Origin of the sequence: Brevibacillus sp. NPDC003359, assembly GCF_042878995.1 — a bacterium.
Taxonomy (GTDB): Bacteria; Bacillota; Bacilli; order Brevibacillales; family Brevibacillaceae; genus Brevibacillus.
Map to the genome: position 1 here is coordinate 103,552 of NZ_JBIAOR010000003.1, position 23,239 is coordinate 126,790.

A 23,239-nucleotide genomic window follows, 5' to 3' on the forward strand; every position below is an offset into this window, starting at 1 on the left:
TTTTAAGTAGGACTAAGTGGTTATGCAGACAACAGAAAGGGGCCATTTATGGACATTATTAACCAGACCAACCGAACCATGCTGTTCGAAGAGATCAACCCGGAAAAATTGGACCTGATCACCATTGTTGGAGATGTAAAAGGCATCGACAGTCTCAGTGACGACAAGATCAAAGAGATTAACGAGCATCTTCTCGTACGCAGCTTCGATGAGTTTTTGGACAAGTTCTCTCCGAGCGTGTATTCGTTCTACAATGCAGCGAACCAAAAGGTCATGTACACATTGAAAAAGCCTGATGGAATTGCAGAGGATGCGATTTCCGAGATCAAGATCGACCAGAGCAACGACTTCTTGAAAATGCTGTTTACCCTGATCGACACCAAGCGCAGCCAAGGGATCACCAACGTGGATTTCAAATTCGAGAATTTGCTCGATATGATTTCCCCGAAAAAAGTGATGGATGACATCCGTCAGGTGCGCAAAGAGATTCACTACTTGTACGGCCATTACGAAAAGCTCGATGATGGCGATCCGAAGAAGCTCGATCTCGGTGACAAGCTGAACACGATGTTTGAGGATGCCAGCAAAAACTACAACAACGTCATGGCGATGCTGCCGTTGGCGATTGAAGATATCAAAACACGACTGCTCTTGGGCGGCGCACAAGAGGAGAACCAATCCGAAGCGATTCAGATCGGGATGCTGACGATTGGGGAAGACGGTGAACTGAAGATTATCGAGGCACCGAAGAGTGACAGCCGTGAGCTGATGGTTCTCGATGAAAACAGCGGAAACGGACTGATGAACGTTTTCGAAGAGGATTACGAGTCGATTACAGAGACGCCATCCTCCTATGTAAAAGATCTCGTAGTGCGTACCTTCTGCCCGCTGCCGACGGTACATACCGAAGTCAACATTGAGACAGAAGTACAGAACTACAATACGTATCTGGAGTTCTACAAAAACGCCAAGGACGACTTCGTAAAAACGGTGAAGCCTTTGGTTGAGAAAATCTTGGGCGTGAAGATGTTCTTCGATCAGTATGTGACCAAAAACAAAGGCATGCAGCCTGGGATGCTGATCACAAACACGAAGCTCGACATGCTCGTGAAATCCAGCAACATTCCGCGCTTGGAGACATACCTGAACACAGTCAACGCGAAAAACGACTTCACGGATACAATCTGGTTCGGAATCGTTCCATCTGTTGATATGGATTCCGCCGGAAAAGCAACAGTGACCCGCGAGCGTTTCCGTGGTAACGAAAAGGTTGTCAAGCAAGACGGCAATACGATGGAATCGCTCACCATGCTGCTCCAGGTCGTCAAAGACTTCAAGGTACAAGTGTTCTTCAGCTTCAGTACAGGTGAAGAAACGACCTTCAACAGCATGGCGACTGCGGGCATTGATAAATACATCGACAAGTGCGGAATCTTGGTGCGCAAAGAATTCAGTGAATTCGCGATCCCTAGCATTCCGAACTTCACGATTATTCCGAAAGACAAATCAGGAGTTGTCATCGACAGCAGAATGCTGCAAACCGAAGACGGCGTGAAGCTGTCCCAGGAAAAAGAAGACATCCTGAAGCTGTGGATCGAGGGAGTCTATGTCGGTGCGAGCTATGTAGCCGCAGGTGTTGTAGCAGCTTACCAATGTCCGGAATACTTGCGCGAAGCATTCAAAGTGGTTAGCCGCGAATATCCGGGTGTGCGCTTTGACATCGAAGCAGGTGAAAATGGACTGCGCGCTGTCACTACAATGGCCAAAGAAATCTCCGGCTTCACGAATAACATCAAAGATTCCATCAACCGCAAAAACTTTGGATTCGTCTTCTCTTCGGAAAATGCACAAATCCAAGGCAAAGATATCAAGCGAATTACGGTGTACAAGGCACGCAGCCTCGCTATGGCAGAGGACGGCTTTGATTCGATCTACAAAACACTGGTCAGCACCTATATCGAGCGGATTCTCCGCTTCCAGACTGGCGATTTCAAACACGACAATATCGTGAAGTTCTTCAGTAACAATCCGAGCAGCCAAAAAAGCAAATGGCTCGGAACGCGCGGTTTCGTGAACTCGATCATTCACGATGGTGATGACATGAGTTACATCATCGATGACAAGAGCAATCTGTGCCATATCGATCTGGTGTTCAACGGCAATGTGAAAAACCTGGAGGTCACCATCACCAAAGGAACGACTCCGGTCAAAGCATAGCCCCCGCCCTCTGGAGAGCTGTTTATGAAACTTTTTGACTCATTACGCAGGTGGTTAGAGGTGTGTTTTCCAAAACGCACCCTTACACATAAGCCTCGAAGCCAATCAGGTAATTCGAGAGCAAGAATTCATTTCAAGGAGGTTTTATTCATGGGTTTTCGACTCAAAGTAGAAGGTTCTGAAACAATTGAGCTGGGCATGGACAACATTCAGACAGTGAAGTACGACACTGACACGCCAGACGATTCCAACGCGCGCTCCACAGATGTGGGTGCAACACTGAAACTGTCTGGCAAAATCATCACGGCAACAGACGGTGACAGTGCGGATGACACCATGAAGCTGGCTCTCTGGTCTTTGGTACCAGCAGAAAAAGCGGATTGCTACCGCAAAGTGACACTCGAAGTAATCGCTGCTGATCAAGTGATCCGCAAAATCCACTTCCCGAACGCATTCGTAGTGGATTACAACGAGAGCTTCGGTGATACCGAGGGTGTAGGAACATTCAGCATCTTCATCAAGCAAAAGAAAGACAAAACCGAACTCACCAAAATCGAAGGCGGCTACGCTGTTTAGGTTTTGAGAGAAGTAAGGTAGGAAGAGCCGTACCTCGAAAGCCGTGTTCGAGGTACGGCTCTACAAAATAAACAAATCATTGCCAGACAGAGGGTGCGCGCATGAAAAATTATTACGAGATTCTGGGGCTAACCAAACAAGCTTCCGCGAATGACATCAAAAAAGCATACCGTCAATTGGCAAAGCAGCATCATCCGGATGTCAATGCCGGGAGCAGTGAGTCAGAACGAATCTTTAAAGAAATTACCGAGGCCTATCAGACATTGCAGGACCCGGCATTGCGCGAAGCATACGATGCACGTTACGAAGCTTTTCAGCAGAAGAAGCAACAAACCAGCCATACAAGCAGTACGAGACAAGGACAAACCAAACAACAGCAAGGACAGTCTGCACCAGGTGTGAACTTCGAAGATTTGGGAAGCACCTTTGAACGATTTTTTGGATTTAATCCGAAGACAGGCGAGATGAATGACAGCATGAAGTCCAGCAAAAAAAACCCCCTGGATACGACGGATATGTTTGAACAGTTTTTCCGCATGAAGAAAAAATAAGATGGAAAACTCGGGCTTGGATGACAGCTCTTTCATGACATAGAGGTAGTAGCAACCTGCTCCTGTCTTTGGATGGATGTCTATACATACACCATTCGCCCAAAGCTCGGAGCATTTTTCTTAATAGGAAGTTCAAAAATTCGTCTTTTGATCACGAAGTCCAAGAGCATTTAGAGGTAGTTGATTGGGGGTAAACATGTGGCGAAGAAAAAAGGGTACCAAAGGTCCATCAGAGTGAAGCTCATAGAGCTGCTGATTTCCATCCTTGTGATTATTGCACTTATTTATGTCTTTGGTTATACAGACAGCAACACTCTGAAAATTTTTACAGGAATTGCCTTCGGACTCTTTTTGTTCGGGGTCATTATCGTCAAATTCGGAAGCCCCGACGAACCGGAGCCAAAGAAAGAGGATGGCGTAACCAAACTGGTTCTATTGGATGAAGAGGGAGAGAGCGTGAAGGAGTGGTTCATCCAGGGAGAGACATCCCTAGTGATCGGCAAAAGCTCCTTACAAAACGAGGTCGACATCGACTTGGCGGACGCAGAATACGCAGCCTTGATCAGCAAGCAGCATGCGGTTCTGAACCAAGCTTCCGGGAACTGGTTCATTGAGGATATTCATTCCAAGAACGGCACAGGCATCAAGCAGCCGAACAAACGCGACAAGAGCAAGCTGGAGATTGAACAACCGCATAAAGTAAAGGCTGGCGACATTATTTACATAGCAAATACCCGCTTGTTGCTGAAATAACATCGGGGTAAACATCGCTTTTATACACATACATATCGTCCTTGCACGGAACGAAACGGGGGAGCAGAAGAATGAGTTTGACAAGATGCGCGAATGGTCACATGTTTAGCACCAGAAAACACGGAAGCACCTGCCCTTATTGCAGCATGGTCGTTGAGCCTGGGGCGAAACCGGATAACAAAGCACCAGCGAGAGTGGCAGAAGACGATAAGACGATGCCGTACCTGGGGGAAACAGAAGGGATCGAGCCTGTTACCGGTTGGCTGGTATGTATTGAGGGGCCGCAACAAGGTCAAGATTACCGCATTATGGCGGAGAAAAACTTCATCGGTCGCGCAGAGGATATGCACATTCGAATCGTTGGAGACAACACGATCTCTCGTCGAAATCATGCGGTGATTGTCTATGATCCGAAAAAACGTAACTTTTACTTGCTCCCGGGTGATGCGTCTGGGCTTGCCTATCATAACAATGAAGCGGTGTACACACCCGTTGAACTCACTGCATACGATGTGCTCCAGCTCGGAAAAAGTACCTTTATTTTCATCCCGCTGTGCGGTGTTCACTTCGAGTGGGACAACTCCAACAAGGGCAAGGAATGATGAGCATGTTTCAACAGGGCGCAATTCCGTATCTGGTCGTCCTTGGCGTAATCATTGCCATTACTCTTTTGTTTCGTCTGCGTGCAGCTTGGATCCGGCAAGAAAAGAATCCCGTCATCCAGATTGGAAATGGACAGACGATCGGCAAACGAGAAGAACAGGATGATTACTTTTCTACAGCAACATCATCACATGGGACGATTGCGGTCTTGGCGGACGGGATCAGTGGGCTGGCTAACGGCAGACTTGCATCCACGCTTGCCGTGACCACATTTATACGCGAGTTTACAAAGCTGGACAACCCGAAGCATATGTCCCTCTTCTTTTCCCGGGCTGCTTCCCTTGCCAATTCGGAGATTTTGCAGGCGCTGAGAGGAAGTCGGGGTGGGACCACGCTGGTTGCTGGCGTAATCGTAGAGGACAAGCTGTATTGGGGAGCGGTTGGGGACAGTATCATTACCGTTTTCCGGAATGGCGAATTCATCCCGATCAATCAAAAAGACATTTTTGAGTCGGTGCTGGAGGCGCGTTTTCTGTCCGGGGAGATTACGAAGGACGAGGCATTGGAGCATCCGCAGAAAAAACAGCTGATCAACTACTTGGGCTATGAGAACTTTCAAAATATCGAAATTGGACGTGAGCCGTTTCCGCTTGAGAAGGGAGACAAGGTCATTCTGTGCAGTGACGGCGTCTACGATACGTTAACCGAGATGGAGCTGGAGCAGATTTTGTTCCAAAATATCGCTGCCCATGACGCGGCTGACCAAATCATTGAAGCGGTGGAAAGCAAGCAAAAAGCCAATCAGGACAACGCAACCATTCTCATCCTGGAAAAAGGCTGGTAACGGGGGAGCGGGTAGTACGAATGAGAAAGGACAACAGTGAATTCATTACCGGGTTTCTATCCGAATCAGGCAGCTTCGTTCGCAATAAGGATTACTTTGCCTACGCGGAGCTGGATGATATCGCGTGCTGGGTAATCGCCCGCGGATTGGACAACGATCAGGAAGTAGAGAGTGCGGAGTTGGCGGCCAAAAGCGTTCTGGGCTACTTTTTGCAGAAGCCGTCCATTTCGCGTTATCGCATACGCCGCTATTTGCAGGAGGCCCATCGTGTCCTGCAAGCCGAGAGCCATCGCGTCAGACTAAAAGCGAGCTTGACCGTAATCGTAACGGACTATGCCAGAGTAAGGTACGGCGTCGCTGGTAACACCAGGCTGTACCATTTTCGCAATGGCAGATTGCAGTGGCAGAGCAAGGATCAGAGCCTTGCCCAACAGATGGTGGATGGGGAGGAAATCGCAGAGGACGCGCTTGATCAGCATGAGGAGCGACATAATCTCTTGAGCTATTTGGGGACACCCAATGAATTTCGCCCGTTTATCTCCAAGAAGCTTCCGCTCTATGACGGTGATGTTTTTCTGCTTGCTACTACAGGTCTGTGGGAGAAGGTAAATCCGGCCGAAATGCAGGACGGGCTTCAAGAGGCCACTGATCCTGAAACCTGGATCGATACGCTGGAAGACGTGCTTTTGAGCAAGCAAGAGCATGTCGTCCAAAACTACACGGCAGCCGCAATTTTTGTAAACAAAATATTCAAAACCGACCCGCAAAAAAAATGGCGGATTATCAAACGGGTGGCACTCATCCTTCTCGTGCTCGCATTGGCTGGAGGCGGGGCTCTGCTGTTCAAGATGAAGGAAGCGGAGCGCATAGCGGATGCAGCGACAGGGATGTTCGAGCATGAGACAGCCGGAGACGCTTTCATTGCGGAGAGCGATTATCCGAAGGCACTCAAAGCGTACAGCGATGCCCGAAATGCTGCAAATATTGTCAAAAACAAAGTTCAGGCCGCCCTCTTGGTTAAAAAAATCCGCATTACCCAGTTGATCGTGGATGGAGATGCGGCAGTAAAAGATGAGCAGTACGCCAAAGCATTGGATAAGTACGACAAGGCGCTCAAGGAAATGAAAGGGCGCGATGATTTTAACGAACCGGAAATTTTGGAGAAAAAAGAAAAGACGCAATCGTATGTGCTCGTCATGCAGTGGAAAAAGGAAGGCGATCTCTTGTTTGAGGCACAGGATTATGCTGGTGCGGAAGCCTACTACCAAAAGGCACGCAAACTGGCGTTGGAAACGTCTTTTGTGACTGGAGAAAAGGAGCTTCGCACTAAGCTGGACGAGGTAGCTTCCAAAAAGACCGGCATTGATAAGGAAAAGAAGACGCTCGACGGTGACAAGCTGGAAAAGCAAGGCGACGAAAGCTATGCAGCGCAAGACTTCGAGGGAGCGATCCAATCGTATACGATGGCGCAGGAAATTTATCAGGAGATTGGTGTGCTGGAAAAAGTTTTAGCGATGGAGCGCAAGGTAACAAAGGCAGAAGAGAAGCTGAATCCACCTGCTGCTCCACCTGCTGCTCCGCCTTCGGCAGGCACGCCAGCAGGTCAGCCACCTGTGCAAGGGGCGAGTGCTGCGAGTCAAGCTCCGGCAGTTCCGGTTAATCAAACAGCTCCGGTCAATCAAACGGCACCAGTTAATCAGACAGCCCCAGTCAATCCGGTGGCTCCAACTTACCAGCCAGTTCCGCCGCCTCAGGTAGTGCCGAACAATCAAGCAATCCCGTCAGCCGACACAGCTCCGGCGACTCAGCCAGTTCAGCCAATGCAAGCTAATCCACCAGCTACAGCCAATCCTACACAGGAGGAGGCAGCGAAAACGCCATGAAAGAGATCGTACTGGATCGTTTGAACAAAATGGAGGAGCTGGAGCAGCGCAGGTTGCTCAAGCAGATCATGAACGGTGTCTTCCTCAACCTGGTCGAGTATCAGGAGGAGATGCAAAAGAAGCTGGAGGAGCGTGTTTTTTCCGAGATAGAGGACAAGGAAGAGAAGCATGACATCTACGTGACACTCTGCCATCGCGATGACTTTGACCCGATCCATGAGTATTTGTACCCGATGATTCCTGGTGATGAGGAAAAGAAGGTATGTGATCGCAAAGAGTTGGCGGTCAAGCTCAGCAACCAAGAAGAAGCGGTCATGATGACGATTTTTTTAGAGTGTGAATACGACAAGATACAGGCGCTCATGACGAGCAAGCGAACCTTCAAGGGCCGCCTGAACACAGCAGGTAACCACTTTCCCATCGAGGTACGTCTCCAACAAAGCCGCATGTATATGGATGAGATGGAAAAGCTGTACAACATGTTTCAAAAGAACGGGATGCCGTGGAAAACGGTGAATCACCCTTACGCCAGCAAGTTTTTCGATGTCATTCTGGTTGCCTGTGAGGGCACGTTTACAGAAGACGAAGAGATATTGGAAATGTCGATTACGCTCGATGAGTGGGAGCCTTACAAAAAGCTGGACGTTATCCCACTGTGGAACATCGAGCGTTTGGCTTTAAAAAACATCGGCTTTCCCGTACCTGCCATTGATCGAGTGAACTTCGAGCATGTCCTGTCGTTACGCAAGACAGGCAGTGAGCACGGGTATTTGGTGGATGGAGATGAAGGGCTGATTCGCTACATCAAGCGGTCACCGGAGGAGCTGACGATTGTCTCGCCTCAGGAGAAATCGGGGATTTGGAACGTATGCAAAATTACACAGCCTGTCACGACTCGTATCGGAAGACTCGACTACGAATTGGTGTCCAATCGCCGCAAAAACAGCTTTATTGGGAGCTATGCGCGGAAGCAAGCGATGACCGTACGGGCTAAAGGGGAGATTATCCGAATCGTCCATTCCTTTGAGGCAGCTGATCAGCTGGAGCTAGTGAATGTCGAGATTCGGGACAAAAACATTCGCCCTTCCGCCACATACGGATTGAATCCGTTCATTAGTGATAATGTCCGCGTTGAAAATGACAAGAAGATCATGGCTCTCGGCTTTCGGAGACGCGGCGCGAACAGCTTTATCTTTCAAGATATGATGAGCTTTCTCGTCTCCGAGGTTCAGATGTATTTTCCGGAATACAAGTGTGAAGGAGAATGGGCTTGAATTACATCTGGGATTTGGTCATTCGTGCAAAACGCGCCGGGATCGCCAACAAAGACATCCAGTTCAAAGCGGCCAAAGTGTATTCGCCCTACATGGAGCTAAGTCATGAGGCCATCAACGCTAAAACGGTGGACAAAACGGTAGAAGTGAATCCGTACTACCGCTTCGACGATATTTTCCGTGACCTTTTTGATGCCAATTACTTGGACGATGCAGAGCTTCGGCATACCTTGTTTGATGTCATCGTCCATTTGCTGGCCGAGATCGATCTGTCACAAGGGATGAACAAGCGTGAATACCACATTCGCTTTGTATTGCATGATTTGGAAGCGGGGCTGTTCGGCAGTCGGGTACAGGAAAATATCCGACTTTTTACCAAAGAGGAGCGAGAGATAATCGCGGGCAATATTTTGCGCTTGTACGAGACGGGTGAAGCGGTGTACCTACTCAAGGATACGATGCGCAAAATTTTCTCTCACTCTACTATTTACGCCAATTGCGAAGAAAAAGATGAACTGCTGATTTATGTGGGGCAATCGGAGAGTGAAACCGCACATGCCAAGCTCGCATTAATCAAGGATATTTTTCTGCCGGTTCGGTTCCATACAGAGATTTATTGGCGAAACCACTTTGGCATTTTGGATGTCGAGGAAACGATGCAAATTGACAGTGTTGCCCTGTACTAGAGGTTTTTGACCGATTGACCCCAACAGACGTCGGGAGAGAGGAGAGTTGGGATGACTACCTATTCATATAAGCTTCATTTCCAAAAAAGCAGTGGGGATGAAAACCATCGCAATCATCCAGGCGAAGCGACCTACACACGCGATGAGCTGATGGAGATGACGACCTTTCAGCTCCGCAATATTTGTTACAAGGAAAAGTTGGTCGGCTCTGTCGTGAACAATCTCGATCGGGAAGGGCTGCTGCACACGATTCTGCGTTTTCGCGGCGCAGAAGAAAACCTCCTGATTGAGCGTGCTGTTCCGGGGGGTATTGAACGCCTCGAAGCCGTACTCCACAAATATTTGAACACACCGATGCCAGGTGTAGATGCGATCAAAATCCCAGCGAAGATGACCTTGTACATGGGTCTATCCATTGACAAGCTGGACAACTATCGCGTCGAATTCGCCAAAGGCTTGTCCGAATCCAATGTACTTTTGGTAAACGACCATATGGAGCTATGCGGCATTTTGCATCTGCGCAAAGACAGAGACGATAGGGGAGCGGGGCACTTTACGCTATACGCTCCCCAAGATGCCCAGCTGAGAAAAACCGTCAATCAAAACTACAGCCTGCTCTTTTTCCGCAAGCAGGATTCGGAGTATTTGTACAAGGCGTATGATCAAGACCATCCATTGCCACCTGTCAATCTTCACTACTACAAAGTACCAGTGACTGACCTCGAAATCAGGGAGTTGGAAGAGACGGATGCCGTTCTGGCCATTGATTTTGGTACTTCCTCCACGACAGCAGGTACCTTTCTCGACCATCAGTATGTCAACTCCCCTTCTAGCAACGACTTGTTGAATGGACGCATACGTTTGAATGCGATCAACTACGTCTCCTTCCCCGATACGACGCAAAAAATAGAGGAATGGATCGAGGTGCTGCCGACGACTGTCAGCGTGGCGGATTGCTCCTCCCCGCATGATGTTCGCTTTCACATCGGTTATGAAGCACTTCGGCACATGAAAAAGAATGGATATAGTACGAACGCAACCGTGTTTCAAGGCATCAAGCGCTGGGTGAACAGCTATCACAAGATGGAAGAGGTCATGGACAGCCAAGGAAATACCGCGACTGTGAAAAGAAGCGACATCCTGCGCCAGTACCTTCTTCATGTCATTCAAATGGCTGAGCATCAATTCAAATGCCGCTTTCGTCATCTGCATATCACAAGCCCGGTCAAGCTGAAAACGCAGTTTATTGAGATGTTCACCGAGATTTTACCTGAGTATCGTATCGAATCAGAGCATGCCCTCGACGAAGGAATGGCCGTCCTGTTTAACACGATTGCGGATCAAATTGACAAAAACAGCTTTTTGGACGGTGAGACCTATCAAGCGCTCGTCATCGACTGTGGCGGAGGAACGACGGACCTGTCATCATGCCATTTCCAGATTGAGGACGGGCATATCTCCTATCGCATCAATATCGATACGACCTATGAAAACGGCGACACCAATTTTGGCGGCAACAATATTACTTATCGCATCATGCAATTTATGAAAATCGTCTTCGCGGACTATTACGGCAAAGGGCGGCAAGTGACCGACATCGACCAGATCATCGACATCCCCGGATCGGAAATATTCCGGTACGTGGATGAATACGGCGTAGATTCCGTCTATGAGCGCTTCGAGGCGAGATATCGGGAAGCCGAGACGATTTTGCCGACGCGCTACAAGGAGTACGAAAACAAGAGTCGGGATGAATATCAGCGCGTCCGCAACAATTTTCACTTTTTGTGGGATCTCGCTGACCATATGAAAAAAGAGTTTTTCCGCCAGACGGGCATTCTGCGCAACCGCTTCACAGCCGATACGGAAAATCGTCAGGAGCCTGATCTAAAGCTAACGGCAGTCGAGCGATGGGTGTTGTCGATTCGGGAGGACGCTCGCTTCCGGGATGTGGTTGAATTTCCTGATGTCGTCTTCAACGCCAAAGAGATCAATCATCTGATCAAAGCAGATATTTACGAGATTTTACGCGTCTTTTTGGATGATTTTTATCAACAGGGAAGACTGGCAGAATTCTCAATCATCAAGCTGACCGGGCAGTCGTGCCGCATTGATGTTTTCCGTGAAGCGCTCAAAGAGTTTGTCCCTGGACGCAGTATTGAGTTCAGGCAAAAGACGGAGGATGCGGGCAAGGTGCCAGATCTGAAGCTGTCATGCTTGCGTGGGGCACTGCGCTATCAAAGCGCCAAAAAAGCCGGATTCATCGAAGCGAACATTACGAATCATGCGCCGATCGTCCCTTATTCCGTGACCGCCTTCACCCATAACAAGCAAGAGAGAGTGCTCATTCACAGTCAGGAAAAGCTGAGTCTCGTGCATGGTTCCATCTCGCGTCCCTACGGCGTGAGCGAGGTAGAATTTTTTCTCAAGGAAAGCGACGGCCATCTGCGGCAGCGGTACTTATACATGGATGATCCGGCTCAGTACAAAACGGTGCTGTATGAGGACATCGCGGGCAAGTACGGTACACATATCCCGCAGGATGAGACTGACTCGATCCAAAATGGCGAGTCGAAATACTTCGTTTTTGCGAGCGGCAGCGAGTGGGGATTCCATGTCGTGCCAGTGGCTCGGCTAAATGAACAGCTCTCTTTGGGGAAAAAGGTATTCTTTGCGTTTGAGAGTGACTTGTCGGAGCTGGATTTCTTTGACGGGCTGAAATGATCAAATAAACAGGCAGCTTAATTGAACAGGAAGGGGGAACAGCGGTGTTTTCCCATCTCTATCCCAATTTTCATAAAGGCCGAATTCTCAAGCGAGAGATGCTTGAAAATCTGCGTGATTACCCGCGCCATTTTGTAGATTTGTACTTTCAGGAGTATACAGACGGCATTATTTCCGGGATGGATGTAACGATAGGCGAAGGGCACCTCACTGTCGGCAGAGGAATCGTCAAGCATCTAGGACGGATTTACTTGTTCGATCGCGAAGAGCGTGTCCCTTATGAGGCCACAGGTATGGAGACAGTGCTCAAGATTCGTTTTCAAGAGGAGACTTCGCTGACCGACTATTACGTTTACGAGACGTCCTATATTCTCGATCAGGAGATAGAGTCACGCCAGGATGAAAGGGAGTTGGGGCGCTTCAAGCTCAAGCAAGGGGCAAGGCTTCGTGGTGATTATCAGGATTTATCTGATATGGCAACCGAATTCAATACGTGGAATATCGTGCATGTCGAATATGCCGGGCGAACTGAACCAACGCTTGCTCCCTACATCCTGCGGTATTTTGCTGATGAAATGTTGAAGACAAGCACCAATCAACCGTATGATCTCGCCTTTGTCATGCAGAGCATGAATGCGGACAGAGTGGAGCGGGGGCTCATTCTTCATTATATAGGCAACAGACTGGGGACTGGTTATCGCGAGTACACGAACCTGCAAATCCTCAAATACCTCGCACGTATATTGGACGACGCCAAGAGCGGCGGAAGGTCCTCAAAAACGGAGTGGAAAACAGGCGGGCGTCAGCGGGTTATTGTCGATTAACGAGAGGATGGTGAATGGTAATGGAGCGCATGGATGAAAGCATTATCGGCATGTTGAATGAGCTTTCCGGTGAGGATACACAGCCAGCAGCCATACGTTTTGGTCCAAAGGGCAAAAATCGACTGGATGTGGTGAGCAAATCATTTATTACGGTTGGGGAAGAGCGAATTCCCATGGAGGACAAGCGCGTCCTCGACGATCTCGTACAGATTAGACTCCCGAAGACATTTTCCATCATGAGTCCAGAAGTAGCAGCTCTGAAATATCCATCGGAACGTAGACCTTCACTGATTTATACGAACGAAACAGCGTCGATTAACCTGGCTTTTACCTATACCGAGAGCAAGCTGACCGATTCTCCTGCACAGCTGAAAGCCTTCATGGATGTCATGAAGCAAATCTTGCGCAAGACACAGCCGCTCGCTCGCTGGCAAGAGGAAGGCATACGCGAGATCGCGGGGAATCACGTCGGGTTTTTCGAGTTTGTCGCGCCCGCATTGGATACGGACATTTACAATCTGATCAGCTTTGTTTCGCTACAGGGACGCGCGCTTCTCTGCACGTTCAATTGCACGGAGCAGGAGTTGTCAGACTGGAAGCAGGTAGGCTGGGGGATCATGGATTCCTTGTCGATCGTGTCTACAAAGTCGGATGAAAATGCGAAGGGAGAAGGGAAAAAATGAGTCTTCCTGTCATTGCCTACAACAATTTGCAAATCTCTCCTTATCAATTGACGCATCTGGTGGAACTGACGATTACGAAAGAGATCAATGAGCATGCCCGCCTGACATTTACGGGGATCATACCAGAAGAATTGAAGGACAGCTATGTAGAAATGACGGAAGCACAGACCCCTATTGAAATCAGTCAGGTGGATAACGAAGGCAACGCCACGCCGCTTTTTGCGGGGATTGTTCTGGAGATTGGGGTCAAGGCCGTACGGGACGTTTATTACCTGTACGTCGAGGCTGTCTCTCCTACTTACAATCTCGATGTGAAGCGCAAGAGCCGTTCCTTCCAAAACAAAGCGATGACCTACGGTGCCCTCTTGAAAACAATCGCTGGGGAATATCCGGGGATGGATATCATGGACATGGCCTCCAATGGCGGGAAGCTAGGCTCCTTTACCATGCAGTATCAGGAGACGGATTGGCAATTTCTCAAGCGGCTTGCTTCGCGTTTTCAGACTGGACTGATGCCCGCATCTGTTTTTGAAAAGCCGAAGTTCAGCTTTGGTGTGCCAGAAGGTGCCTCCAAGGGCAAGCTGGACGATTTTCACTATCGGGTACGCAAAAATTTGAACGAATACCGCCATTCCTCGGAAAACGGGGTCAAGGGCGTGGATGAAAATGACTACATCTTTTACGAGGTAGAGACGGATCGCGTGCTCGATTTGGGCAATGGTGTGGATTTCAAAGGGAAGAGCCTGTATGTGTATGAAGCCCATACCGAGATGAAGAAAGGCTTGCTCAAGCATAAGTATTTGCTTGCGTCCAAAAAAGGAATGAGCCAAAAGCCGCTCCACAATTCGCTCATTGTAGGTGCATCGGTGCAAGGGAAAGTCATTGAGGTCTCAAAAGACAACGTCAAAATCCACCTCGATATCGATGAGAGCCAGAGCAAGAGCGAAGCGCACTGGTTTCCGTATTCCTCGGTTTATACGGCCGAAGGAAACAGCGGCTGGTATTGCATGCCGGAGCTAGATGACTACGTCCGTGTCTATTTTCCGAGCAACAAGGAAAGTGACGGGATTGCGATCAGCTCTGTCCGGAAAAATTCGGACGAGGGAGAAACGAACAAGCTCGGGAATCCCGATATCAAATACTTCCGTACGGCCAACGGCAAAGAACTGATGTTTAGCCCGTCAGAGGTATTGCTTAGCGCAAAGGACGGGGAAATCCTCATTCGCATGACCGACGCGGACGGCATCCAGATTTTCAGCAAAAAAAATATTAAGGTTGTCTCCGAAAAGGACATTTTGATGGACTCTGCCACGAAGGTGATTATCTCGGCGAAAGAGGAGATCAGTCTCACCTGCAAAGAGAGCAACATCAAAATGGACGGAAATACAAGCATCGTCGGGCAGGAGCTCAAAACCAATTGACACACATGGTTGCCACGCGGGTAACCGTGTGTTTGGTGTATGCAAAAACGGTGAGAAGAAGGGGGGATTGGCATGGAAAGAGAGGAAGCCTTGCAGCATTTCAAGGAGCACGAGGTGCCGAAGAGAACCATCGCCAGCCTGCATGCCTTGGATACTTACTATCAAGCCAATAAAGAGCGGCTGGCAAAAGAATTTCTCCGTTCATTTGAAACGATATGCCAACGCGTGGTTGATAAACAGGAGCAAGGGACAAAGGGCAAGCTGGCGTACCTGACCTACTCTATGCTGCGGACCGAGCTGCTATTGGGAAGTAGCCATTATTTGCTGGAAGCCACGGACAGCAGTTGGTTTTTTGATCCGGTGGAGTGTCAAACCACCTATGATGCGAGCTGGGCTTTCCGCTTTTTGGATCGGCTCTCAGACGAATGGAGCGAGGCTGCCAGAGCGTATGCCGGACAGATAAGTGTTCCCGATATCGAGCGAATCAAGCTCGTGGAAGCAGAGAAATTTCATCAATATGTCGTTCATCTGATCCGTTATGCCATGGTGCAGGCTGTTCAGTTGGAGGTTTTCCAACAGGTGGACAAGGAGCCGGAGCTGGAGGTGCGTGTCGGAGAATATATGGATCAAAGCGAGATCGTGTATTGTCTGGACACTCGCGACAAAGATCCTGAGATGATACGCGCGTGGCTGGAAGAAAAGCAAGAGCTGGAATACGGCTACAAGGTTTTAGCTGACCTCGACTTGGCAGAAGGACAATTCGATGGTTTGGACCTGCGCTATTCGGACTTGTCGGACAGTCAGTTAGCAAATGCAACCCTTCGTGAAAGTGTTTTAGTCGGGACGAGATGGCATCGTGCCCAACTGCAAGCGGTTGATTTCGGTGACAGTCTCATTCACGGAGCGGATTTTACCGGAGCGAATCTGCTAGGAGCGAGTTTTCGTGATGCATCCGGGCCAAGGGGTCTCTTGGAACCAGATGCGTGGGAGATGCCCGGTTTTGATGGCATCTTGTTTGTCGGGGCGAACCTGACTGGCACTGATTTTACCGGGGCTGACCTGCGTGGCGCGGACTTTTCGGATGCGAATTTGACCGGAGCGAATTTTAGCGGAGCGCTACTGGAGGGAGCCATATTCCCGGAGGATGTCAGAGAGTCGGTTCTATTAGATGAGCTTCAGGAGCGACATGTCATTTGGCGAGAGGGGAGTAAGGCATGAATTATTTCATCTTGTCACAGGACGAGCGAATCTCGAATGCGGTGGAGCCAACTGGCGTTTTTGACGTCATCCGGCAGGAGTGGCTCTCACCGGATTATATGGAAGAGCTGGACGAAGCGATCATTCAGTTCGACATCAAGCAAAAGAAAGAGAACGACTATCTGGATTTTCTCGACAGACCGATCCCGCTCTATTCCAACCGCTTAAAGACAATCATCCACAAGTTCGCGCCGAAGCTGTTTGTCAAATCCGTTGTGCTGGTAGACAGGGAGCGGATCAAGCAGGATTTGTACTGGCTGATGATCCTGCCGCGTGTGAACTGCCTGTCAGAGCAAAGCGAGTTTCACAAGGACGGCTCACTCAAAAGACTGGTTCTCGATCCAGAAAAGATTGGGCGTCGTGTGATTTTTCAAATCGAAGGCATTCGTGAACCGTATATCATCATCGATTTGCGGCTGGCGGAAGCTTTGCTGCGCAGGGACTTTTTCGGTATCCACTTGAAAAAAGCAGAGCAAGCAGGGAGGAGAATGAGTCATGCCCATGATTGAAGATGTCGATGTAGTACCTTCGTCTGCTCCGAAGAAAAGCTACGTCGTGGCAGGAGCGATTCTCTCGTGCGACTACGGGAGCCAGCAGAACAAGCTGAAAACGCCGTTTAGTCATGGCGTGTACATTCGCAATCAGGCACAGATGAACGTGAATGACTATATGCCACAAGTGAACATCATGCCGTTTGGCAAATGCCGCTGCGAGAAAAATCCAACGGTCGCGGCTGCTACTGCTGCCAACAACGGCGTACTCAAGCCGATGCCATGCATTCCAGCGGTCACCATGCCCTGGATCGAAGGCAAGGCAGATGTACTCGTGGAAAATCATCCCGCCCTGTTAAACACCAGCACGAACATGTGCGTATATGGAGGCTGCATTCGCATCGAAGACGACGGACAGGAGCAATAGTGAGGGGGATTGTATGAATACGACAGAGAAGCTGGCTGGATACGAGAATATCCAGTTGGTCTCACCCTTTGAAATCCAAAGCCTGCAAGATGTCAGAATCGTGAAGAAAGTTAATGAGCACGCCAGATTGTTCGTCACTGGAATCATCCCGGAGGAGAAAAGTGACCGCTACATCGAGATGGCGACGAGCGAGGATATAGTTGCGCTGAATTTGGTAGAAAACGGCGCGCTGACGAAGACATTGTTCAAAGGACTCGTGGATTCCGTCAGTGTGAACTTCGTTCGCGGCGTGTACCATTTGGAGCTGGAAGCGGTCTCGCACACGCAGCGAATGGACGGACAGCGCAAGATGCGCTCTTTTCAGCATAAACAAATGACGTATGCCAGTCTGCTGGATGAAATCACGAAGGACTATCCCGGTTCGGATTATTTGGACCATGCTTCGAACGGCGCGCCGCTTGGGACCATCGCCATCCAGTATCAGGAGACAGATTGGCAGTTCTTGAAGCGACTGGCCTCTCGTTTCGGCTCCATCCTCGTCGCTGAAGCCGTCGCGGATATGCCAAAGTTCTGGTTCGGCTTGCCGGAGGGACGCACCGCCCAATTGACAGACGCCAGCTACACTGTCAGCAAAAGGCTGTCGCCCTATATGGAAACGACAGAAAACGGCTATGCGGCAGGTATGTCGGAAAACGATTTTCTCACCTATGAAGTAGAAAGCGGACAGGTCCTCCAGCTTGGGGAACGCGTGAACTACCAAGGAAAAGAGCTGGTCGTCGCAGGGTCCACCACCAGAATCGACCATGCCCTCTTGATTCACACCTATCAGCTCATGCCCGAAGCAGGCATCCGGCAAAATCCCATTCGCAACGACGACATCTGTGGCGCTGCTCTGGAAGGCAAGATCATCGACATCCAAAAGGACACCGTCAAAATCCACCTCGACATCGATCCGAAGCAGCCCAAGGCAGAGGCGAGCTGGTTCCCGTATGCCACCGTCTACTCGGCAGAGGGCAACAGCGGCTTTCACTGCATGCCGCAAATGGGCGACTCGGTCAAGCTGTACTTCTCCACGCCAGACGAGGAAGGTGCCATGGCGGTCAGTTCCGTGCGAAAGGGCGGAGGCAGCACAGCGAAGACAGGCAATCCCAGCATCAAGTACTGGGGAACCAACTTTGGCAAAGAGCTAATGTTGGGAGGCAAGGAACTCGTTCTTACAGCTAAGGAGAGCGAAGAAGGCAATATTTTTATCAAGCTGCACGAAGAAGACGGCATTGAGATTCACAGTATGCATCCGATCGTATTTTCCTCGGAAAAGGATATGGAGATTACGTCAGATACGAAAGTTGAGATCAAGGCCAAGGAAGCTATCTACCTCATGTGCAGCACCAGCAGCATGATTTTGGACGGGGAAGTGGATCTTCAAGCTCCGAAGATTGAGATGGTCGGGCTGACGAAGGCGCCTGTGGTTGTGGAGGATTTGCCGCAGGAGGAAGAAGAGGAGGAAGTCGTCGAAGAGGAGCAGGAAGAGGAAGAGTCTGGTTGGGGCTTCCTCGATAGCTTGCAGCTTGGACTCGATATCGTCGGGATGATCCCTGTCATCGGGGAAGTTGCAGACGTTGTCAATGCGGGGATATCTGTCGCACGTGGCGATTATGCTGGTGCCGCTATGTCCCTTGCGGCAGCGATTCCAGGTGCGGGTACGGCAGTGACTGCGGCAAAGCTGACGACGAAAGCAGTGAAGGCAACAAAAGCGATGACCAAGGCAACGAAAGCGGTCAAGGCAGCGGACAAAGCACTGGGTGTATCGAAAGCGGTAAAGGCGACTGCCAAAGCAGCAAGTGCGGTGAAAGGCAAGGTCGTCACTGCTGCGCGGAACATTCAGGAGAGTATGGACAAGCTTGCGGCAGTGCAGAAGCTGAAGAAGAGCATGCTCGGCAAGTTCATGCAGAAGCCTGTTGTGAAAGAAGTGCTCAAGGAAGCCGGATCTGAGGCATTAGATTATGCGACGGATGGTGTTTTCTCAACTGTAGCGGGAATTACCGGGCGCCGTAAAAAAGTTCGTGTGACGAAGAAGAACACCAATAGACTGAAAAAGCGGAACATCAAAAAAGCGAAGCTGAAAAGTTGCCTTCGAGACCCTATACACGGAGGCACCGGAGCGCAGTTTATCGTTCATCCTGCCCTCAAGTTGTATGGAGCCGAGACGTGGACGTTTGAGCTGCATTACAACTCCTTGCTTTTGCAAGAGGGAGCACTAGGCAAAGCGTGGACGCACAATTACGAAATGCGCCTGGAATTCCTGGATGAGACACGCGAAGAAATTACGGTTTGGTGGCATGCTGGTCGCGCCAACACCTTTACTCGTGTTCAGGACGGATTGTATCGGTCCAGCGATGGGGACGTCTTTTTTGACGAACTGCGGGAAAGACAAGACGGCTATACGCTGTGGGTCAAGGAAACGAGAGAGACGTACGATTTTGCCAGAAATGGACAAGCACTTCGCCATACGGTGGCTGCCGGAATGTCGCTGCTCTTCGGCTATGACCAGCATGGCAGGCTGAATCGCTTGACAGAAGAGCGGAGTCGTCGAGCGTTTTCTCTGGAGTATGGGGCGGATGGCTTGGTGTCAGCATTGTCCGATGGGACTCGTTCCCTTCGCTTTTCGTATGATGCCGACCGCAGAATGACTCGCTACACCAATCCCAATGGTGTTGTCACTGACTTGTCCTATACAGGAAATGACCAATTGGAATCTCTGGCATCCGATGGCGTCATCGTCTACACGAATACGTTTGACGAAGAAGGACGCATCATCTGCCAGACAGACGCGGCAGGCATCCCTGGTTATTTTCACTACGATACCGAGAGCCGCCCTGGCATGATGGTCACGACCTTCACAGACGGCAATGGGCATGTCGAGGTCATGATCCATGACGACGATGGCCAGTTGCTGGAGAAGACCGAGAAGGATGGTACGGTCACCAAATACTCCTATAATGAGTGGGGCCAAACGACTTCTGAAACAAACGGAGCGGGCGAAACAACGACTTACACGTATGACAATCGCGGGAATCTGGTAAAAGAGACAGATCCTCTTGGCAATACAACGACGTATACGTACAACGAAAAAGACCTCATGACAGCAGAAGAAGACGCGGAAGGCGGAGTCACGACTTACGCCTATGATGAACACGAGCGGTTGGTCAGCATGACAAGACCAGACGGCTGCACCTCTTCCATCGGGTATAACGAGCACGGGCAAAGAAGCACTTATATCGATTTTACAGGCGCAAAAACCACTTATCACTACGATGGACAGGGAATGCTTGTTTCCGCTCAAGACCCAGAAGGCCGTATCTTCCGCGTCGGCTTCGACCCTACAGGCAGGATGACAACCTTTACGGATGCTTTTGGGGGTTCTTTGCGTCAGGTATTCGATGCCAATGATAATCTTGTTGGTGTCACAGATCCTCTCGGAAGGATACATTCCTTTACCTACGATACACAAGATTGTCGAATAGCGGAAACAACACCGACCGGAGCATCGACAAAGATCGGCTACACGATTACGGAAAAAGTAGAATCCATTACGAACGCCTATGGTGAAGCCACTCGTTATGAGTACGACAAGGAATGGCAGATCGTTGGGGTGGTAGATCCAACCGGGGCGAAGACCAGTCTCAAACGCGATGCCATGGGCAGAGTGACGTCTGTCACCGATCCGTTGGGGAACACCCAGTGCTATGAATACGATGCGGCGGGGCGTTTACTGGCTGTCTATGATGCAACCGGACAGAAATTGAGCGGGCTCACCTATGATGGCGCAGGCAATATTCTTGCCCATATTGACGGTCTCGGACGAACAACCCAATACCAGTTCAACAAGCTTCATCAAGTCATAGCCACGACGAATGCAGCTGGACAAAAAAACAAGTTTTCCTATGACGCAGCCGCAAGACTAACAGAGGTATTGGAAAATGAAGCAGCCGTCTACAAACAGCAATACGACGGAGAAGGACGCCTAACGAGCTATACGGATGCCAATGGCAATGCAACCACCCTCTCCTACGATGCTAGTGGTTTGCTTTTAGCTGAACGCAATGCTACCGGAGAAGGAACGACCTACCGCTATGACAAGCGCGGATGGCTGACCGACAAGACCAATGCGCGTGGTCAGGAAACGAACTACCGCTACGATGCAGCTGGACAGCTCATTGAGCAGCAGGACGACGCGGGGACTGTTCGCAGGACTTTCGACGCCGAGGGTCGAGTGGTAAGTGTCAAAGAAGATGGAAAAGACACCAAGCGCCGTACCTACGATCTTTTGGGAAGAATCGTCTCCAGCACAGATCAGTATGGGAATACGCTTCAGTACATCTATGATGCGGGAGGCAGACTCGCAACGCTCGTCTATCCAGATGGAAAGTCGGTTCGCTATACCTATGATCTCGCAGGTCAATTGACCACTGTCACAGACTGGGCAGGACGTGTCACAAGGTACACCTACGATGAAAATTACCGCCTCATCCGTACAGATCGACCGAACGGTACGGTAGAGCAGCGTCATTATGACGCAGCCGGACAGCTTCTGCGTCTTTGGGATCAGAATGCGCAAGGCGTCATGCTCCAGCAATATCGGTTTGTGTACAACGAGCTCGGGCAGATCATCCAAGAGGAAGAAAAGCAATACACCTATGATGCCCTGCGGCGCCTGACGAGCGGAGCCATGGCAGGACGCAAGATTCTCTATACGTATGACCAGGGCGGGAATATTACCGCTATTGGGGACTCAGGTTCGAGTCTTGCTATGAACATGACGTACGCCAAGGACAACCGACTGGACATGGTAGATGGTCAACCCGTTCAGTATGACGAGGAAGGCAATCTGCTACTGCTACCTGGCAAGCAACAGCCAGAAGCATATGTGTACGATGCCCGCAACCGTCTCGTCCGTGCCGGACAAGCTCGCTACACCTATGATGCCGAATACGTGCGCACCTCGATGACATGGAATGGAAAGACGACACGGTATGTGGTTGACCAAAACGCCGATTTGACCCAGGTGCTTATGGAACTGGAGGAAAATGGAGGCGCCAAAGCGTATTATGTATATGGACTGGGGCTCATTGGTCGCGAGGATGCGCAAGGCGACTATTTGTCCTATCACGCGGATACGCGCGGAAGCACGACCCTTTTGACGGACGAGCATGGTCGGGTCACTGACCGTTATACCTACGGAATGTACGGGGAACTGGAAGCACACGAAGGCAGGACAAAACAGCCGTTTTGCTATAACGGACGTGATGGAGTCATGACCGATCCGAATGGGTTGTATTGCATGCGGGCGCGGTACTACCATCCGGGATTGAAGCGGTTCCTGAACCGAGATGTGCTCCAAGGGGATATGACGGACGGGCAAACGTTTAACCGTTTTGCTTATGTGAACGGGGATCCGATTGGGTTCATTGATCCGTTGGGGTTGATGAAGTGTGAAAACGAAAAATTCTTAGCGTTACCTGCACCAAAATCTGCAACGGTACGACGTAATAGCCCTGGTACTGTTACTGGTGGTCATAAAGCCGGATCGCTTGAAAAAATGCTTCGTGGGACACATGGTAATGTAGGGCTTATACCAAAAGAGGTGGCAGATCAGTTAAAAGGTAAATCATTCAAAAACTTTAGTGATTTCCAGAAATCGTTCTGGAAAGCTGTATCTAATACTAAGTATGCGGACGAATTTGCTTCATATCACAAAGCAAATAAAACAAGAATGCGAAATGGGAATGCACCTTTTGCGGATATTACACAGCAGTTAGGGCAATCTGCATGGCCTCAAATGGTTTATAATATTCACCATAAAACTCCAATTGGACGAGGTGGAGCAGTTTATGACTTAGATAATTTACTCGTTGCAACTCCTAGAACGCATGCTGAGATTCTCGATGTGGTATACCATGGATTTAATGGATTTAAAAAGAAATAATTCAAAAAGGCTGATTTGTTTTGTTCTTACTCATCAGCC

At 49.7% G+C, this 23,239-nt stretch carries 17 protein-coding genes; all 17 read left to right on the plus strand.

What is annotated here, in order from left to right; all coding sequences use genetic code 11:
* Positions 1–48 precede the first annotated feature (48 nt).
* The 17 genes from ACFYU8_RS12265 to ACFYU8_RS12345 all read left to right on the plus strand — a co-directional run bounded on the left by ACFYU8_RS12265 (position 49) and on the right by ACFYU8_RS12345 (position 23,200).
* Entirely contained in the window at positions 49–2,217 is a 2,169-nt protein-coding gene (locus tag ACFYU8_RS12265; RefSeq protein WP_390298882.1) for a transcriptional regulator, read from the plus strand.
* 150 nt (positions 2,218–2,367) lie between these two features.
* Entirely contained in the window at positions 2,368–2,793 is a 426-nt protein-coding gene (locus tag ACFYU8_RS12270; protein WP_390298885.1) for a membrane-associated protease 1, read from the plus strand.
* Between the two features lie 101 nt (positions 2,794–2,894).
* Positions 2,895–3,344 (plus strand): J domain-containing protein, encoded by a 450-nt coding sequence (locus ACFYU8_RS12275; RefSeq protein ID WP_390298888.1) that lies wholly within the window; start codon positions 2,895–2,897, stop codon positions 3,342–3,344.
* Between the two features lie 198 nt (positions 3,345–3,542).
* Positions 3,543–4,097 (plus strand): FHA domain-containing protein, encoded by a 555-nt coding sequence (locus ACFYU8_RS12280; RefSeq protein WP_390298891.1) that lies wholly within the window; start codon positions 3,543–3,545, stop codon positions 4,095–4,097.
* Positions 4,098–4,168: 71 nt separating this feature from the next.
* A complete protein-coding gene (locus tag ACFYU8_RS12285) occupies positions 4,169–4,699 on the plus strand; it encodes an FHA domain-containing protein (protein WP_327948879.1) in 531 nt (176 codons plus the stop codon).
* Positions 4,700–4,704: 5 nt separating this feature from the next.
* Complete coding sequence (locus ACFYU8_RS12290) at positions 4,705–5,544, plus strand: PP2C family protein-serine/threonine phosphatase (protein WP_390298895.1); 840 nt, start codon at positions 4,705–4,707, stop codon at positions 5,542–5,544.
* A 20-nt stretch (positions 5,545–5,564) separates the two neighbouring features.
* The gene (locus ACFYU8_RS12295; protein WP_390298898.1) at positions 5,565–7,427 is read left to right on the plus strand and encodes a serine/threonine protein phosphatase; all 1,863 of its coding nucleotides are present in this window, start codon (positions 5,565–5,567) and stop codon (positions 7,425–7,427) included.
* A complete protein-coding gene (locus ACFYU8_RS12300; RefSeq protein WP_390298901.1) occupies positions 7,424–8,701 on the plus strand; it encodes a normocyte-binding protein in 1,278 nt (425 codons plus the stop codon). The genes ACFYU8_RS12295 and ACFYU8_RS12300 overlap by 4 nt, the downstream gene beginning before the upstream one ends.
* A complete protein-coding gene (locus ACFYU8_RS12305; RefSeq protein ID WP_390298904.1) occupies positions 8,692–9,387 on the plus strand; it encodes an iron-dependent peroxidase in 696 nt (231 codons plus the stop codon). Before ACFYU8_RS12300 ends, ACFYU8_RS12305 begins: the two co-directional genes overlap by 10 nt.
* 51 nt (positions 9,388–9,438) lie before the next feature.
* Positions 9,439–12,111, plus strand: coding sequence for a molecular chaperone (locus ACFYU8_RS12310; RefSeq protein ID WP_390298907.1), 2,673 nt, complete (start codon positions 9,439–9,441; stop codon positions 12,109–12,111).
* 44 nt (positions 12,112–12,155) lie between these two features.
* On the plus strand, positions 12,156–12,935 hold the full coding sequence (locus tag ACFYU8_RS12315; protein WP_390298910.1) for a DNA and RNA helicase: 780 nt from the start codon (positions 12,156–12,158) through the stop codon (positions 12,933–12,935).
* A gap of 14 nt (positions 12,936–12,949) precedes the next feature.
* On the plus strand, positions 12,950–13,618 hold the full coding sequence (locus ACFYU8_RS12320; RefSeq protein WP_390298913.1) for a hypothetical protein: 669 nt from the start codon (positions 12,950–12,952) through the stop codon (positions 13,616–13,618).
* Entirely contained in the window at positions 13,615–15,039 is a 1,425-nt protein-coding gene (locus ACFYU8_RS12325; protein ID WP_390298916.1) for a contractile injection system protein, VgrG/Pvc8 family, read from the plus strand. The genes ACFYU8_RS12320 and ACFYU8_RS12325 overlap by 4 nt, the downstream gene beginning before the upstream one ends.
* A gap of 72 nt (positions 15,040–15,111) precedes the next feature.
* A complete protein-coding gene (locus ACFYU8_RS12330) occupies positions 15,112–16,257 on the plus strand; it encodes a pentapeptide repeat-containing protein (RefSeq protein ID WP_390298919.1) in 1,146 nt (381 codons plus the stop codon).
* Complete coding sequence (locus tag ACFYU8_RS12335) at positions 16,254–16,805, plus strand: imm11 family protein (protein ID WP_390298922.1); 552 nt, start codon at positions 16,254–16,256, stop codon at positions 16,803–16,805. The genes ACFYU8_RS12330 and ACFYU8_RS12335 overlap by 4 nt, the downstream gene beginning before the upstream one ends.
* Positions 16,792–17,214: a DUF4280 domain-containing protein gene (locus ACFYU8_RS12340; protein WP_390298925.1), complete on the plus strand. Its 423-nt coding sequence runs from the start codon at positions 16,792–16,794 to the stop codon at positions 17,212–17,214. Before ACFYU8_RS12335 ends, ACFYU8_RS12340 begins: the two co-directional genes overlap by 14 nt.
* A gap of 13 nt (positions 17,215–17,227) precedes the next feature.
* Positions 17,228–23,200 carry an RHS repeat-associated core domain-containing protein gene (locus ACFYU8_RS12345; RefSeq protein ID WP_390298928.1) on the plus strand — a complete coding sequence of 1,991 codons (5,973 nt, stop codon included), beginning with the start codon at positions 17,228–17,230 and terminating at the stop codon, positions 23,198–23,200.
* The last annotated feature ends 39 nt before the right edge of the window (positions 23,201–23,239 follow it).

Coding starts and splice junctions, on each gene's coding strand:
- ACFYU8_RS12265 (WP_390298882.1), top strand. CDS start 49: ATGGACATTATTAACCAGACCAACCGAACCATGCTGTTCGAAGAGATC.
- ACFYU8_RS12270 (WP_390298885.1), top strand. CDS start 2,368: ATGGGTTTTCGACTCAAAGTAGAAGGTTCTGAAACAATTGAGCTGGGC.
- ACFYU8_RS12275 (WP_390298888.1), top strand. CDS start 2,895: ATGAAAAATTATTACGAGATTCTGGGGCTAACCAAACAAGCTTCCGCG.
- ACFYU8_RS12320 (WP_390298913.1), top strand. CDS start 12,950: ATGGTAATGGAGCGCATGGATGAAAGCATTATCGGCATGTTGAATGAG.
- ACFYU8_RS12330 (WP_390298919.1), top strand. CDS start 15,112: ATGGAAAGAGAGGAAGCCTTGCAGCATTTCAAGGAGCACGAGGTGCCG.
- ACFYU8_RS12310 (WP_390298907.1), top strand. CDS start 9,439: ATGACTACCTATTCATATAAGCTTCATTTCCAAAAAAGCAGTGGGGAT.
- ACFYU8_RS12325 (WP_390298916.1), top strand. CDS start 13,615: ATGAGTCTTCCTGTCATTGCCTACAACAATTTGCAAATCTCTCCTTAT.
- ACFYU8_RS12295 (WP_390298898.1), top strand. CDS start 5,565: ATGAGAAAGGACAACAGTGAATTCATTACCGGGTTTCTATCCGAATCA.
- ACFYU8_RS12300 (WP_390298901.1), top strand. CDS start 7,424: ATGAAAGAGATCGTACTGGATCGTTTGAACAAAATGGAGGAGCTGGAG.
- ACFYU8_RS12285 (WP_327948879.1), top strand. CDS start 4,169: ATGAGTTTGACAAGATGCGCGAATGGTCACATGTTTAGCACCAGAAAA.
- ACFYU8_RS12305 (WP_390298904.1), top strand. CDS start 8,692: ATGGGCTTGAATTACATCTGGGATTTGGTCATTCGTGCAAAACGCGCC.
- ACFYU8_RS12335 (WP_390298922.1), top strand. CDS start 16,254: ATGAATTATTTCATCTTGTCACAGGACGAGCGAATCTCGAATGCGGTG.
- ACFYU8_RS12345 (WP_390298928.1), top strand. CDS start 17,228: ATGAATACGACAGAGAAGCTGGCTGGATACGAGAATATCCAGTTGGTC.
- ACFYU8_RS12290 (WP_390298895.1), top strand. CDS start 4,705: ATGTTTCAACAGGGCGCAATTCCGTATCTGGTCGTCCTTGGCGTAATC.
- ACFYU8_RS12340 (WP_390298925.1), top strand. CDS start 16,792: ATGCCCATGATTGAAGATGTCGATGTAGTACCTTCGTCTGCTCCGAAG.